Annotated in this window: 14 protein-coding genes; 3 read left to right on the top strand and 11 right to left on the bottom strand. The window is 65.6% G+C overall.

Annotated features, from left to right (window positions below; genetic code table 11):
* Positions 1–25 precede the first annotated feature (25 nt).
* From trpD to rpe, 5 genes are all read right to left on the bottom strand, one after another.
* Positions 26–1,057 carry an anthranilate phosphoribosyltransferase gene (gene trpD, locus FOZ70_RS04180; RefSeq protein WP_027788472.1) on the bottom strand — a complete coding sequence of 344 codons (1,032 nt, stop codon included), beginning with the start codon at positions 1,055–1,057 and terminating at the stop codon, positions 26–28.
* A gap of 13 nt (positions 1,058–1,070) precedes the next feature.
* Positions 1,071–1,661, bottom strand: a complete 591-nt coding sequence (locus tag FOZ70_RS04175; protein WP_175927325.1) for an aminodeoxychorismate/anthranilate synthase component II — start codon at positions 1,659–1,661, stop codon at positions 1,071–1,073.
* Positions 1,662–1,674: 13 nt separating this feature from the next.
* A complete protein-coding gene (gene trpE / locus FOZ70_RS04170) occupies positions 1,675–3,168 on the bottom strand; it encodes an anthranilate synthase component I (RefSeq protein WP_042973047.1) in 1,494 nt (497 codons plus the stop codon).
* Positions 3,169–3,525: 357 nt separating this feature from the next.
* Positions 3,526–4,290, bottom strand: a complete 765-nt coding sequence (locus FOZ70_RS04165; protein WP_219705000.1) for a phosphoglycolate phosphatase — start codon at positions 4,288–4,290, stop codon at positions 3,526–3,528.
* A gap of 4 nt (positions 4,291–4,294) precedes the next feature.
* Positions 4,295–4,981, bottom strand: coding sequence for a ribulose-phosphate 3-epimerase (gene rpe, locus FOZ70_RS04160; protein WP_006482066.1), 687 nt, complete (start codon positions 4,979–4,981; stop codon positions 4,295–4,297).
* Between the two features lie 178 nt (positions 4,982–5,159).
* Between rpe and apaG the strand changes: the two genes are divergently transcribed.
* Both apaG and FOZ70_RS04150 read left to right on the top strand, forming a co-directional pair.
* The gene (gene apaG, locus FOZ70_RS04155; protein WP_011350820.1) at positions 5,160–5,534 is read left to right on the top strand and encodes a Co2+/Mg2+ efflux protein ApaG; all 375 of its coding nucleotides are present in this window, start codon (positions 5,160–5,162) and stop codon (positions 5,532–5,534) included.
* Positions 5,535–5,615: 81 nt separating this feature from the next.
* Positions 5,616–6,848 (top strand): MltA domain-containing protein, encoded by a 1,233-nt coding sequence (locus FOZ70_RS04150; RefSeq protein WP_048026376.1) that lies wholly within the window; start codon positions 5,616–5,618, stop codon positions 6,846–6,848.
* 260 nt (positions 6,849–7,108) lie between these two features.
* Here the strand turns inward: FOZ70_RS04150 and paaK are convergent, their stop codons facing one another.
* From paaK to paaN, 5 genes are all read right to left on the bottom strand, one after another.
* The gene (paaK, locus tag FOZ70_RS04145; RefSeq protein ID WP_059498650.1) at positions 7,109–8,407 is read right to left on the bottom strand and encodes a phenylacetate--CoA ligase PaaK; all 1,299 of its coding nucleotides are present in this window, start codon (positions 8,405–8,407) and stop codon (positions 7,109–7,111) included.
* Between the two features lie 38 nt (positions 8,408–8,445).
* Positions 8,446–8,898: a hydroxyphenylacetyl-CoA thioesterase PaaI gene (gene paaI / locus FOZ70_RS04140; protein ID WP_042973051.1), complete on the bottom strand. Its 453-nt coding sequence runs from the start codon at positions 8,896–8,898 to the stop codon at positions 8,446–8,448.
* 1 nt (position 8,899) lies between these two features.
* A complete protein-coding gene (gene paaG / locus FOZ70_RS04135) occupies positions 8,900–9,691 on the bottom strand; it encodes a 2-(1,2-epoxy-1,2-dihydrophenyl)acetyl-CoA isomerase PaaG (RefSeq protein WP_021156977.1) in 792 nt (263 codons plus the stop codon).
* Between the two features lie 45 nt (positions 9,692–9,736).
* Positions 9,737–10,939: a 3-oxoadipyl-CoA thiolase gene (gene pcaF, locus FOZ70_RS04130; RefSeq protein ID WP_219704999.1), complete on the bottom strand. Its 1,203-nt coding sequence runs from the start codon at positions 10,937–10,939 to the stop codon at positions 9,737–9,739.
* Between the two features lie 87 nt (positions 10,940–11,026).
* The gene (paaN, locus tag FOZ70_RS04125; protein WP_059818150.1) at positions 11,027–12,733 is read right to left on the bottom strand and encodes a phenylacetic acid degradation protein PaaN; all 1,707 of its coding nucleotides are present in this window, start codon (positions 12,731–12,733) and stop codon (positions 11,027–11,029) included.
* A gap of 129 nt (positions 12,734–12,862) precedes the next feature.
* On the opposite strand from paaN, the gene FOZ70_RS04120 reads away from it, so the two are divergent.
* Entirely contained in the window at positions 12,863–13,639 is a 777-nt protein-coding gene (locus tag FOZ70_RS04120) for an enoyl-CoA hydratase (RefSeq protein WP_021156980.1), read from the top strand.
* 152 nt (positions 13,640–13,791) lie between these two features.
* Here FOZ70_RS04120 and FOZ70_RS04115 read toward each other — a convergent pair.
* Positions 13,792–14,076, bottom strand: a 285-nt coding sequence (locus FOZ70_RS04115) for a hypothetical protein (protein WP_219704998.1), incomplete at its 5' end; no start/stop codon positions are given.

Genomic DNA, 14,076 nt, shown 5'->3' with positions numbered 1-14,076 from the left:
GTTCCTGCTTGATTCGTAATGGGAGTCAGCGCTTGAACTGCTGCGTGAAGCGCACGAGTTCGTCGACTTTAGCGCGAGCCTTGCCGCTCGCGATCGCTTCGCGGGCGAGCTGGATGCCGTCCGCGATCGATTCGGCGACGTTCGCCGCATAGAGTGCGGTGCCCGCGTTCAGCGTGACGATCTCGCGCGCGACGCCCGGCTGGTTGTCCAGCGCGCCGAGCAGCATCGTGCGCGATTCGTCGGCATTTTCCACCTTCAGCGTGCGGTTCGACACCATCTGCAGGCCGAAATCTTCCGGATGGATCTCGTATTCGTGCACCTTGCCGTCGCGCAGTTCGCCGACGAGCGTCGCGGCGCCGAGCGAAACCTCGTCCATCCCGTCCTTGCCGTACACGACGAGCACGTGCTGCGCGCCGAGACGCTGCATCACGCGCACCTGGATGCCGACGAGGTCGGGGTGGAACACGCCCATCAGCTGGTTCGGCGCGCCGGCCGGATTGGTCAGCGGGCCGAGGATGTTGAAGATCGTGCGCACGCCGAGCTCGCGGCGCACGGCCGCGATGTTCTTCATCGCCGGGTGATGGTTCGGCGCGAACATGAAGCCCATGCCCGTCTCGGCGATCGACGCGGCGACCTGCTCCGACTGCAGGTCGATATTCACGCCGAGCGCCTCGAGCACGTCGGCGCTGCCGGACTTGCTCGACACGCCGCGGTTGCCGTGCTTCGCGACCTTCGCGCCGGCCGCGGCCGTGACGAACATCGACGCGGTCGAGATGTTGAACGTGTGCGAGCCGTCGCCGCCGGTGCCGACGATGTCGACGAAGTTCGAGTTGTCCTGCACCTCGACGTGATTCGCGAATTCGCGCATCACGGTCGCGGCGGCGGCGATCTCGCCGATCGTCTCCTTCTTCACGCGCAGCCCGGTGATGATCGCGGCCGCCATCACGGGCGACATGTCGCCGCGCATGATGAGCCGCATCAGGTGCAGCATCTCGTCGTGGAAGATCTCGCGGTGTTCGATCGTGCGCTGCAGCGCTTCCTGCGGGGTAATCGTCATCGTGAGGCTCCCGTCAGGCGGCTTGCGCGGCTGCGGCGCGTGCCTGTTTCAGGAAATTCTCGAGCAGTGCATGGCCATGCTCGGACAGGATCGATTCCGGGTGGAACTGTACGCCTTCGACCGGCAGCGTCTTGTGGCGCACGCCCATGATCTCGCCGTCGTCGGTCCACGCGGACACCTCGAGGCAGTCGGGCAGCGATTCGCGCTCGATCGCGAGCGAGTGGTAGCGCGTGACGTCGAAATGCTTCGGCAGGTCGGCGAACACGCCGCGGCAGTCGGTTTCGATCTTGCTCACCTTGCCGTGCATGATGGTCTTCGCGCGCACGACGCGGCCGCCGAACGCTTCGCCGATCGCCTGATGGCCGAGGCAGACGCCGAGGATCGGCTTCTTGCCCGAAAATTCACGCAGCACGTCGAGCGTGATGCCCGCGTGTTGCGGGTTGCTCGGGCCGGGCGACAGGCAGATCGCGTCGGGATTCAGGCGCGCGATGTCGTCGAGCGTGATTTCGTCGTTGCGGTAGGTGCGTACGTCCTCGCCGAGTTCGCCGAAGTACTGGACCAGGTTGTAGGTAAACGAGTCGTAGTTGTCGATCATGAGCAGCATGGTCAGTCTCCGGTCAGAAGTCGCTATCGAGGCCGTCCTGGACCTGTTCGGCCGCACGCAGCACTGCGCGCGCCTTGTTCTCGGTCTCTTGCCATTCGGATTCGGGCACCGAATCCGCGACGACGCCGGCCGCCGCTTGCACATACAGGTTGCCGTTGTGGATCAGGCCCGTGCGGATCGCGATCGCGAGATCCATCTCGCCCGAGAACGACAGGTAGCCGACCGCACCGCCATACAGCCCGCGCTTGACCGGCTCGAGCTCGTCGATCAGTTCCATCGCGCGCACCTTCGGCGCGCCGGACAGCGTGCCGGCCGGGAACGTCGCGCGCAGCACGTCGTAGTTCGTCATGCCGGGCTTCAGCTTGCCTTCGACCGAGCTGACGATGTGCTGCACGTGCGAGTACTTCTCGATCACCATCTTGTCGGTCACCTGCACCGAGCCGATCTCCGCGATGCGGCCGACATCGTTGCGCGCGAGGTCGATCAGCATCACGTGCTCGGCGATTTCCTTCGGATCGTTGAGCAGTTCGGTCGCGAGTTCTGCATCGCGCTCGGGCGTGTTGCCGCGCGGGCGCGTGCCGGCGAGCGGACGGATCGTGACGATCTGGTCTTCGCCGCGCTTCTCCTGGCGCACGAGGATTTCCGGCGACGCGCCGACCACGTGGAAATCGCCGAAGTTGTAGTAGTACATGTACGGCGACGGGTTCAGCGAACGCAGCGCACGATACAGCGACAGCGGATTGTCGCGGTACGGCTTCGTCAGCCGCTGGCCGACCTGGATCTGCATCAGCTCGCCGGCCGCGATGTATTCCTTCGCCTGGCGCACGGCGGCCAGATAGTCGTCTTTCTTGAACTCGCGGAAAGTTTCGGTGCGCACGCTCGCCGACGTGACGGGCGGCTGCACGGTCGTGCGCAGGCGCTGTTTCAGTTCGCGCAGGCGCTGTTTCGCCTTCGTATAGGCTTCGGCCTGGCTCGGGTCCGCGTAGATGATCAGGTACAGCTTGCCGGCGAGGTTGTCGATGACCGCGACTTCCTCGGTCAGCAGCAACTGGATGTCTGGCAGGCCGAGATCGTCGCGCGGCGCGGTGTTCGCGAGCTTCTTCTCGATGTAGCGCACCGCGTCGTAGCCGAAATAACCGGCGAGACCGCCGCAGAAGCGCGGCAGGCCCGGGCGCTGCGCGACCTTGAAGCGCGCCTGGAACGATTCGATGAACTGGAACGGGTCACCGTCATGCGTCTCGACGACCTGGCCGTCGCGCACGACTTCCGACACGCCGTTACGGGTGCGGACGAGCGTGCGGGCCGGCAGGCCGATGAACGAGTAGCGGCCGAAGCGTTCGCCGCCGACCACCGATTCCAGCAGGAACGAGTTGGCGCCCGCGCGTTCGGGCTGGGCCAGCTTCAGGTAGAGGGACAGCGGCGTTTCGAGATCGGCGAGGGCTTCCGCGATCAGCGGGATGCGGTTGTAGCCTTCGTTCGCGAGCGATTGGAATTCGAGTTCGGTCATGTTCCGGTCCTGTTCGGGACGAGCGGCGCGTGCGCCAGGGATCACTTGACGCTGCGCGGGTTGCCGTCGGCGAAAGGGCGGTCGATCGAGAAGTGCCTGTTGCCGGCCGGCACTCCGGGCGTGAACGTCGCGAGCCTGCGGCCGATCCTGAACGCAAGCGTTCGGACGCGGTGGAACTCGAGGTGGTGCGACGGTCGGCGCGCGGATGCGCAGCGAGATAAAAAACGGCGCTGAAGACGTGCTTCAGCGTACCTCATCGAAGAGGTTAGCGCGACCAGCGACGCCAGGGCCAGGCTCCCCGGTCGATGCTGCTCAGACTCCGTTTTTTATTCAGAAACATGCAGATGGAAGAAATAATCAGATGGTTGGCCGGCCGGTGTTGTGCGCGGTAATTGCGCGAGCTGCGACCAGCAACGAATCGACTATACCATCCGAATTTATCGTTTGTATAGCTTTGCCGTGGTTATAGCCGTACGGCACCGTCAGCGTCGCCATCCCGGCCGCGCGGCCTGCCAGCGCGTCGTTTTCCGAGTCGCCGATCGCGACTGCCGCATCCGGAGCGACGCCGAGCGCGCTGCAGGCCGTCAGCATCGGCAGCGGATCGGGCTTCTTGCGCGCGACGCTGTCGCCGCCGAGCACGACGCCGAAGCAATCGGCCAGCCCGTATTGCTCGAGCAGTTCGACGGCGAAGCGATGCGGCTTGTTCGTCACGCACGCGAGCCGGATGCCGGCCGCACGCAACGCGTCGAGGCCGGCGGCTACGTCCGGATAAAGGCGCGTGTGGCGGCCGTTGATCTTCGCGTATTCGGTCTGGTAGATCGCCAGTGCATCGTCGAAGCGCGCGTGCGCTTCGTCGGCCGGCAAGCGCGGTTTCAGCACGCTCTGGATCAGGTGTTCAGAGCCCTTGCCGACGTAGCCGATCACCTCGTCACGCGACGTGGCTGGCGCGCCGAGCTGCGCGAGCATCCCGTTCAGGCCGGCCGTGAAATCGTCGGCCGTGTCGACCATCGTGCCGTCGAGATCGATCAGCGCCGCGTCGATGCGCGGCGCGGCGAAGCGGATCGGGGCGGCTTCAGTTGCGGCCCCGGCCGGCGCCTGGCCGGCGAGCGACGAATCGGCCACGGCGTCAGCTCCGCTCGACGGTAGCGAGCGCGGCGCGCATCTCGTCGATCACCTTGCGGTAGTCGGGCTTGCCGAAGATCGCCGAACCCGCGACGAAGGTGTCGGCCCCGGCCGCCGCGATTTCCGCGATGTTGTCGGCTTTTACGCCGCCGTCGACTTCGAGCAGGATCTCGCGGCCGGTGCGCTCGGTGTACGCGTCGATGCGTGCGCGTGCTTCGCGCAGCTTGTTCAGCGTTTCCGGGATGAACGACTGGCCGCCGAAGCCCGGGTTGACCGACATCAGCAGCACGAAGTCGAGGCGATCCATCACGTGATCGAGGTAGTTCAGCGGCGTCGCCGGATTGAACACGAGACCGGCCTTGCAGCCGTGGTCACGGATCAGCGACAGCGTGCGGTCGATGTGATCGGAGCCTTCCGGGTGGAAGCTGATCAGGTTGGCGCCGGCCTTCGCAAAATCGGGCACGATCCGGTCGACCGGGCGCACCATCAGGTGCACGTCGATCGGCACCTGCACGTGCGGGCGGATCGCTTCGCACACGAGCGGGCCGATCGTCAGGTTCGGCACATAATGGTTGTCCATCACGTCGAAGTGGATCCAGTCGGCGCCGGCAGCGACGACGTTGCGGACTTCTTCGCCGAGCCGTGCGAAATCGGCCGACAGGATGCTGGGAGCGATACGGAATTGGGTCATGGCAGGGGAGCGGGGACGTTGCGGCGCAAAACCGTCATTCTACCGTCCGGCGACCCGGTGCGCGGCGGCGGGCCGTGCGGCCGAGGCCCGATTGCGCATAGAATGCCGAACCAATGCGGCGCGCCCGCGGCCCCGTTGCCCATGCCGGCACGGACAGTCACCTTCCACCGGAAACATCATGAGTCAGTATCAGTTCACCGTTTCGGTGAAAACCAGCTACTTGCCGGAACAATCCGACCCCGATCGCCGTCAATACGCATTCGCGTACACGCTGACGATCCGCAACACGGGACAAGTCGCGGCGCAGCTGATCGCGCGTCACTGGATCATCACGGACAGCGAGAACCACGTGCAGGAAGTGAAGGGGCTCGGCGTCGTCGGGCACCAGCCGCTGCTGCAGCCGGGCGAGCACTTCGAATACACGAGCTGGGCCGTGATCGCGACGCCGGTCGGCACGATGCGGGGCGCGTACTTCTGCGTGGCGGAAGACGGCGAGCGTTTCGAGGCGCCGGTCGACGAGTTCGCACTCCACATGCCGCGCACGCTGCATTGAGCGTGCGAAGCGCGTCAGCGCGGCTGGCGGTCGTTGTTGCCGCGGGCGTGCTTCTTTCTGCCCGACGACGTCCACACGACGATGAAGATCAGCAGGGCAAGCGCTACGAAGGCTTCGAGCGCAAAGATGAGCATCGGATATTGGTCGAGAAAATCTGACATGGCGGTTTCCATCAAGAACGGACATTGTATGTGGTTTGGGCCCCGGTTGGCCGGGTGGGCGGCAGCGGTCGCGGCGGCGGCGCTGCTCGCGGCGTGCGGCGGCACGCCGACGCGGACTTCGTCGCTGAAGCCGCCGACCGGCGCGGCGATCATGCCGGGGCAGGTCGCCGCGAAGCGACTCACGCCGGTCGCATGGCAGCAGGTGCCGGGTTGGCAGGATGATTCGCTGATCGGCGCGACGGCCGCATTGCGGCAGAACTGCGTGCGGCTCGCGCGCCAGCCGGCCTGGCAGCGTGCGTGTGCGGCTGCCGACCGGCTCGACGAGCTTGACGTCAGCAGTGCGCGGGCATTCTTCGAAACGTATTTCACGCCGTTCCAGTTCGCGAACACCGACGGTACGCTCGACGGGCTGGTGACCGGCTATTACGAGCCGCTGCTGCATGGTTCGCGCGTGCGTCGTGGCCCGTATCAGTACGCGCTGTACCGCTGGCCGGCCGGTTATCGCGCGGGCGCCGCGCTGCCGGCACGCGCGCAGCTCGAACGCGCCGGCATCCTGAATGGCAACGAACTCGTGTGGGTCGACGACCCGATCGAGGCGTTTTTCCTGCAGGTGCAGGGCTCGGGGCGCGTGTTGCTCGACGACGGTTCGGTGATGCGGGTCGGCTTCGGCGGCACCAACAACCAGCCGTACCGTTCGATCGGCAAGTGGCTGCTCGATCGCGGCGAACTGACACCCGCCCAGGCGACGATGCAGGGCATCAAGGCGTGGGCGAAGGCGAACCCGAATCGCGTCGACGCGTTGCTCGACACGAACCCGCGGTTCGTGTTCTTCCGCGACATGCCGACCAAGGAGGATGCGCCGCACGGCGGCGCGGACGGCCCGATCGGCGCGCTCGGCGTGCCGCTGACGCCGGAACGCTCGATCGCGGTCGACCCGTCGTCGATCCCGCTCGGCACGCCGGTGTTCCTGCAGACCACGCGCCCGCTGACGAATACGCCGATGAACCGGCTCGTGTTCGCGCAGGATACGGGCTCCGCGATCAAGGGCGGCGTGCGGGCCGACTATTTCTGGGGGCTCGGCGACGACGCAGGCGATCAGGCCGGCCGGATGAAGCAGGTAGGCCGGATGTGGCTGCTGTTCCCGAACTCGTGACTTGAGGCGGCCCGGGTTGTCCGGGCCGCCGCTGCCGATGCATCGGAGGGTGCACTCGTGGGCGCGATGGAGTGTGTGGGGCGTGTCGCGCTGATTGCGAGGGCGCCACGTGCGGCGTGAGTTTTCGTGACGCGCCTTTTGCCTCGACGGGTGCCTCAGAGGCGGCCCGGAATGAAACAGCCCGATCGGCGTTGGCCGATCGGGCTGTTTCATTTGCAGCCGCGGATTCACCGCACGTCGTGCACGCGCGGCGATTGCCGTCAGCCCTTGCGCTTGTCGACGACGCGTCGCGCCTTGCCGACCGAACGCTCGATCCCGTTCACGGGCAGCACGTTGATTACGGCCGTCACGCCGATCAGCGACTTGATGTCGTGTGCGAGCGCCTGTTTGGCCGCATGAATCGCCGCCGTATCGGGCGCAGTCTCCGGACAGGGCTCGACATTGAGCGTCAGCACGTCGAGCGGGCCTTCCTTTGTCAGTACGATCTGATAGTGCGGTGCGAGTGCGCGCTGCTTGAGCAACTGCTCCTCGATTTGCGTCGGGAACACGTTGACACCGCGCACGATCATCATGTCGTCCGAACGCCCCGTGATCTTCTCCATCCGGCGCATCGTGCGGGCAGTGCCAGGCAGCAGCCGCGTGAGGTCGCGGGTGCGGTAGCGGACGATCGGCAGTGCCTCCTTCGTCAGCGACGTGAACACGAGCTCGCCGAGTTCGCCATCCGGAAGCACTTCGCCCGTTTCAGGGTCGATGATTTCCGGATAAAAGTGGTCTTCCCAGATGGTCGGGCCGTCCTTGGTCTCGACGCATTCGGACGCGACGCCGGGGCCCATCACTTCGGAAAGTCCGTAGATATCGACCGCGTCGATGCCCATCCGCTGCTCGATCGCGACGCGCATGTCGTTGGTCCACGGTTCCGCGCCGAAGATGCCGATGCGCAGCGAACTCTGCACGGGATCGAGACCCTGGCGCTCGATTTCGTCGGCGATCGACAGCATGTAGCTCGGCGTCACCATGATGATGTCGGGCCGGAAATCCTGGATCAGCTGCACCTGCTTTTCGGTCTGGCCGCCGCCGAACGGGATCACGGTCAGCCCTGCGCGTTCGGCGCCGTAGTGCGCACCGAGCCCGCCTGTGAACAGGCCGTAGCCGTAGCTCACGTGCACCTTGTCGCCGCGGCGCGCACCGGCGGCGCGGATCGAGCGCGCGACGAGATTCGCCCATGTGTCGATGTCGCCGGCCGTATAGCCGACGACCGTCGGCTTGCCGGTCGTGCCCGACGACGCATGAATGCGCGAGATCTGGTCCTGCGGCACCGCGAACATCCCGAACGGGTAACTGTCGCGCAGGTCGCTCTTCGTCGTGAACGGGAAGCGCGACAGGTCGGCGAGCGTCTTCAGGTCGTCCGGATGGACGCCCGCGTCGTCGAACTTGCGACGATAGACGGGAGAGTGGTCATAGGCATGCCGGAGCGACCACTTGAGGCGTTCGAGCTGCAGCGCGGTCAGCTCGTCGCGTGAGGCGGTCTCGATCGGCTCGAGCGGTAGCGGGGTAGTCATGCATGTCTCCAGTGTTTGTTATGTGCGAGCCGTCGACGTCAGCGGTCTTCCGGGATGACCGTACCCTTGATCTGGGCGGATTTGCCGCGAAACATCGCGACGGTTTCTCCGGTCTGGTTCGTGACGCGGATGTCGTAGATCCCTTGGCGGCCGGCGCGTGCCTGCTCGATCGCCTCGGCCGTCAGCACGTCGTCGCCGTGCACGGGGCGCAGGAATTCGATCGAGCAGCCGGCCGCGACTGCGTTCACGTTGTACGAGTTGCATGCGAACGCGAACGTCGAATCGGCCAGCGTGAAGATGATCCCGCCATGGCAGGTCTGATGCCCGTTCAGGAATTCGGGCCGCACGCGCATTTGCAGGCGCGCGTAGCCGGCGCGTACTTCGGCGATTTCCATCCCGAACGCGCGGCTGCATGCGTCGGCGTCGTACATGGCTCGCGCGGCGGCACGGGCGAGCGAGTCGGGGTCGAGTGTGGCAGTGGCGTCCGTCATGTCAACGCCCCTCGAAGCGCGGTGCGCGCTTCTCGATGAACGCCTTCACGCCTTCCGCATAGTCGTACGACTGACCGAGCTTGCGCTGCAGGTCGCGTTCCTGGTCGAGTTGCTGGTCGAGCGTGTTCGTGACGCTGTCGCGCATCGATTGCTTGATCGATGCGATCGCGAGCGTCGGCTGTTGCGCAAGCTGGGTGGCGAGCTGGCGGACTGACGCAGCGAGGGTGTCGTCGTCGACCGCGCGCCAGATCAAGCCCCATTGCTCGGCCTGTTCGGCGCCGAGCTTGTCGCCGGTCAGCGCGAGCCCCAGCGCGCGTGCCATACCGACGCGTTGCGGCAGGAACCATGTGCCGCCCGAATCGGGTACGAGCCCGATCTTGACGAAGGCCTGGATGAAACTGCTCGATCGGGCGGCGAACACGAGATCGCACGCGAGCGCGAGGTTCGCGCCGGCGCCGGCCGCGGTGCCGTTGACGGCGGCGATGACCGGAATCGGCAGACGCTGCAGGCGGCGGATCAGCGGATTGAAGTGCTCGTCGATCAGCGCGCCGAGGTCGGTGGACGCGCCCGGCGTGAAGTCGAGATCGGCCAGGTCCTGGCCCGCGCAGAAGCCGCGCCCCGCGCCAGTCAGGATCAGCGCGCGCGCACCGGCCGCTTCGACATCATCGAGTGCCGACTGCAGTTCGCGATGCATCGCCCGCGTAAAGCTGTTCAGCTTGTCGGGGCGGTTGAGGGTAATCGTGGCCACGTTCGAGGCGCGATCGATATCCAGCTGAATCGCCTGATAGGACATGCAGTGTCTCCTTCATGACTTCGTTATAGGCGCGCGGTGCGTGGGTTACACGCGTTCGATCGCGATCGCGATACCCTGGCCGACGCCGATGCACATCGTACAGAGCGCAAAGCGGCCGCCCGTACGCTCGAGTTGGTGAAGGGCCGTGGTCACGAGCCGGGCGCCCGATGCGCCGAGCGGATGGCCCAGTGCGATTGCGCCGCCGTTCGGGTTCACGCGCGGATCGTCGTCGGCGACGCCGAGCATGCGCAGCACCGCCAGACCTTGCGACGCAAACGCCTCGTTCAGCTTGATCACGTCGAACTGGTCGATGGTCATGCCGAGCTGGCGCAGCAGTTTCTGCGTGGCCGGTGCGGGACCGATGCCCATCACGCGCGGCGCGACGCCGGCCGTCGCCATTCCGACGACCCGTGCGCGGCGGCGCAGGCCGTACTGGTCCGCTGCCTGTGCATTGGCGAGCAGCAGCGCGCACGCACCGTCGTTGACGCCCGATGCGTTGCCGGCCGTTACCGAACCGTCCGGGCGCACGACGCCTTTCAGCTTCGCGAGCGTTTCGAGCGACGTTTCGCGCGGATGCTCGTCGCGCGAGACGACCACCGGATCGCCTTTCTTCTGCTGAATCGTGACCGCGACGATTTCCTCGGCGAGCGTGCCGTCCTGCTGCGCACGCGCCGCTTTCTGCTGGCTGCGCAGCGCGAACAGGTCCTGGTCGGCACGGCTGATGTTGTAGTCGACCGCGACGTTCTCGGCCGTCTCCGGCATCGAATCGACGCCATACAGCTGTTTCATCAACGGATTGACGAAGCGCCAGCCGATCGTCGTGTCGTGGATGTCGGCCTGGCGCGCGAATGCGCTCGCGGCCTTGCCCATCACGAACGGCGCGCGCGTCATGCTCTCGACGCCGCCCGCGATCATCAGGCGCGCCTCCCCGGCCTTGATCGCGCGCGCAGCAGTGCCGACCGCGTCCATCCCGGAGCCGCACAGGCGGTTCAGCGTCGTGCCGGGCACGTCGGTCGGCAGCCCCGCGAGCAGCGCGGACATGCGGGCGACGTTGCGGTTGTCCTCACCGGCCTGGTTCGCGCAGCCGTAGATCACGTCGTCGATCGCCGTCCAGTCGACGTCGCGGTTGCGCTCCACGAGCGCCTTGAGCGGTACCGCACCGAGGTCGTCGGCGCGGACATCTTTCAGGGCGCCGCCGTAGCGGCCGATGGGGGTGCGAATCGCGTCGCAGATATAGGCGTCTGTCATGGGCGTATCGATGAGCAACGAACCCGCCGGGTGGCGGATTCGTTCATGGTAGAGAACGTGGCGGCGTTTGCACGTCGACCATTCGGGTTATGCAGGTTGACCGGCTTCCGCGGGTGCCGCTTTCGGCGCAACATGGACACGGCTTTGCACGACGCGGAACCGGTTGGCGACGAATGCCGGGTCCGCCAGCGCCGCGTTGGCTGCCGGGTTCGCGCCCGTGCCGTGGAAATCCGAGAACGCTGCCGACTGGTTCACGAACACGCCGCCGGTCAGGTTGATCGACAGCGCGACGCCGCCGCGCACCGCCGCGTCGTGTGCGGCGTCGACGATGGCTTCGTCGGTACTGTAGACGGAGAGCGTCAGCGCGCCATGTTCTGCCGCGATTTCACCGGCGAGATCGAGCGACTGCGCGGTCGAGTCGGTTGCGATCACGAACGAGATCGGGCCGAACCACTCCTGCGTGAATTTTTCGCGATCGGCCACGTCGAGTTGCAGCACGAGCGGTGTGCGCACGCGGGCATCGGGGAACGCGGGGTGCTGGAGGGTCAGGCTGTCGGCGAGCACGCGGCCGAGCTGGCGGGCGTTGTCGATGCGTGCGGTCACGCCTTCGTTCTGGATCGCGCCGATCAGTTCGACCGAACGGGCCGGATCGCCGGTGAGTTTTTGTACTGCAACGGCGATTGCCTGTGCGACTTCGTCGAAGCTCGCATGGCCGTCCGCCGTCCGGATGCCGTCGCGCGGCACGTAGATGTTCTGCGGTGCCGTGCACATCTGGCCGGAGTACAGCGCCAGCGAGAACGCGATGTTCTTGGCGGTGGCCTTCAGGTCGTCGGTCGAGTCGATCACGATCTGGTTGACGCCTGCCTTCTCCGTGTAGACCTGTGCCTGGTGGGCATGGCGCTCGAGCCACGTGCCGTTTTGCGTGCTGCCGGTGAAGTCGATCAGCTTGATCTCGGGGCGCAGCGCGAGATCCTGAACGAGTGCGCCGTCGTTGGGTTCGGTCGCGAGGAGCGTGACGACGTTCGGATCGAAGCCGGCTTCGCGCAGCACGTCGCGAGCGATCCGGACCGTGATCGCGAGAGGCAGGATCGCGCCCGGATGCGGTTTGACGATCACGGTGTTGCCGGTGGCCAGATCGGCGAACAATCCCGGGTAACCGTTCCAGGTCGGGAACGTGCAGCAGCCGAGTACCAGGCCGGTGCCGCGCGGGACGATCGTGTAGCGCTTGTGCATCGCGAGCGGCGGGTTCTTGCCTTGCGGTTTTTCCCAGTGCGCATCGGCCGGAATGCGGCGCAGTTCGTCCCACGCATAGGCAACGGCTTCGAGCGCGCGATCCTGCGCGTGCGGGCCGCCGGCCTGGAACGCCATCATGAATGCCTGCCCCGTGGTGTGCATCACGCTGTAGGCGATCTCGAAGCTCGCACGATTCAGGCGCGCGAGGATTTCGAGGCTTACGCCGATCCAGGCGCTCGGGCCGGCTTCACGCCATGAACGCTGCGCGGCGGCAGCGGCGGCGATCAGTTCGTCGGGCGTCGACTTCGGATACCGGATGCCCAATGCGATGCCGTACGGCGACCGTTCCGCGCCGACCGTTTCTCCGGACGCCGGCTGGTCGAGCGCGAACGTCTTGTCGAGGTAGGACTTGAACGCGGCCTCGCCATCTGCGTTCGCGCTTTCCCCGTACACTTTGGGGCTCGGCATTTCGGCGAACGGGCTCCAGTACCCGCGGCTCTCGATGGCGGCGAGTGCGTGCTTCAGCGTGTCTTCGTGCTTCGTGAACAGTGCATGGGTCATGGCGGCAGCCTGATGGACGATGAGAGGGGTTGGATCGATTAATTAACCGACCGGTTGGTCGGAGAATGGTAGCATCAAACTATTCGCATGTGCGAGGCGTTTCTCATTTCATTGATCGAGGAGAAATAGATGGCTTACGAGAACATCCTGGTGGAGACCCGGGGGCGTGTCGGGCTGGTTACGCTGAACCGTCCGAAGGCGCTGAATGCGCTGAACGATGCGCTGATGGATGAACTGGGTGACGCGCTGAAGGCATTCGATGCGGACGATGGCATCGGCGCGATCGTCGTGACCGGGAGCGAGAAGGCGTTCGCGGCTGGCGCGGACATCGGCATGATGGCGACCTATTCCTATATGGATGCCTACCGGGGCGACTACATCACACGTAACTGGGAGACGGTTCGCGAAATTCGCAAGCCGATCATTGCGGCGGTGTCGGGCTTTGCGCTGGGCGGTGGCTGCGAGCTGGCCATGATGTGCGACATCATCTTCGCGGCGGACACGGCCAAGTTCGGCCAGCCAGAAATCAAGCTGGGCGTCATGCCGGGGGCGGGCGGTACGCAGCGTCTGCCGCGCGCGGTGTCGAAGGCTAAGGCGATGGACATGTGCCTGACGGCCCGCTTCATGGATGCAGCCGAAGCGGAGCGTGCGGGGCTCGTGTCGCGTGTGCTGCCGGCCGACACGCTGCTCGACGAGGCGATTGCCGCCGCGGCGACGATCGCCGAGTTTTCGCTGCCGGCGGTCATGATGGTCAAGGAGTCGGTGAACCGTGCGTACGAGACGACGCTGGCCGAGGGCGTTCACTTCGAGCGCCGGCTGTTCCATTCGCTGTTCGCGACCGAAGACCAGAAGGAGGGGATGGCGGCATTCGTTGAAAAGCGGAAGCCGGTGTTCAAGCACCGCTGATTGAGGCGCCCGAGGTAAGTGGCCGGTGCCTGGCTGGTATCGGTTGTCGAACCCGGCCCACTGAGCCCCGGTCCCCGTGCGCGCCAGCGCACGGGGACTTTCTCAAAATATTTTCACAAAGGGCTTGCGTGGATGGGGGCGGGTGCTTAGAATCACGCCTCTTTCGCGCTAACGGAAACGCAGCGCGGAAGGGGAAGCAAAGCTGGTGGTGTGCTGCAGTCTTGGGCGCGCAGCTGGCCTGGAAGTTGAACCCCGCAGTCGCAACGATGTAGTGTAAAAAGTTGTTGACGAGCTGCGAAACACGGTTCATAATCTCGCTTCTCTGCTGCTGAAAACGCAGCGCTGCTGAGAAACACGAAGTTCCTCGCAGATTGCTCTTTAAAAATTAACAGCCGATAAGTGTGGGCGCTTGATGAAAGCGAGCTGATCCTCGGATC

The organism is Burkholderia sp. COPS, from assembly GCF_019425585.1.
In the GTDB taxonomy this organism is placed as follows: domain Bacteria; phylum Pseudomonadota; class Gammaproteobacteria; order Burkholderiales; family Burkholderiaceae; genus Burkholderia; species Burkholderia cepacia.
This window is presented reverse-complemented; position numbering and strand designations above follow the sequence as displayed.

Excerpts from the sequence above, each read along its gene's own strand:
- paaI (WP_042973051.1), bottom strand. The coding sequence starts at position 8,898 with ATGACGGACGCCACTGCCACACTCGACCCCGACTCGCTCGCCCGTGCC.
- apaG (WP_011350820.1), top strand. The coding sequence starts at position 5,160 with ATGAGTCAGTATCAGTTCACCGTTTCGGTGAAAACCAGCTACTTGCCG.
- paaN (WP_059818150.1), bottom strand. The coding sequence starts at position 12,733 with ATGACCCATGCACTGTTCACGAAGCACGAAGACACGCTGAAGCACGCA.
- FOZ70_RS04150 (WP_048026376.1), top strand. The coding sequence starts at position 5,616 with ATGAAGATCAGCAGGGCAAGCGCTACGAAGGCTTCGAGCGCAAAGATG.
- rpe (WP_006482066.1), bottom strand. The coding sequence starts at position 4,981 with ATGACCCAATTCCGTATCGCTCCCAGCATCCTGTCGGCCGATTTCGCA.
- FOZ70_RS04175 (WP_175927325.1), bottom strand. The coding sequence starts at position 1,661 with ATGCTGCTCATGATCGACAACTACGACTCGTTTACCTACAACCTGGTC.
- FOZ70_RS04120 (WP_021156980.1), top strand. The coding sequence starts at position 12,863 with ATGGCTTACGAGAACATCCTGGTGGAGACCCGGGGGCGTGTCGGGCTG.
- paaK (WP_059498650.1), bottom strand. The coding sequence starts at position 8,407 with ATGACTACCCCGCTACCGCTCGAGCCGATCGAGACCGCCTCACGCGAC.
- trpE (WP_042973047.1), bottom strand. The coding sequence starts at position 3,168 with ATGACCGAACTCGAATTCCAATCGCTCGCGAACGAAGGCTACAACCGC.
- trpD (WP_027788472.1), bottom strand. The coding sequence starts at position 1,057 with ATGACGATTACCCCGCAGGAAGCGCTGCAGCGCACGATCGAACACCGC.
- paaG (WP_021156977.1), bottom strand. The coding sequence starts at position 9,691 with ATGTCCTATCAGGCGATTCAGCTGGATATCGATCGCGCCTCGAACGTG.
- pcaF (WP_219704999.1), bottom strand. The coding sequence starts at position 10,939 with ATGACAGACGCCTATATCTGCGACGCGATTCGCACCCCCATCGGCCGC.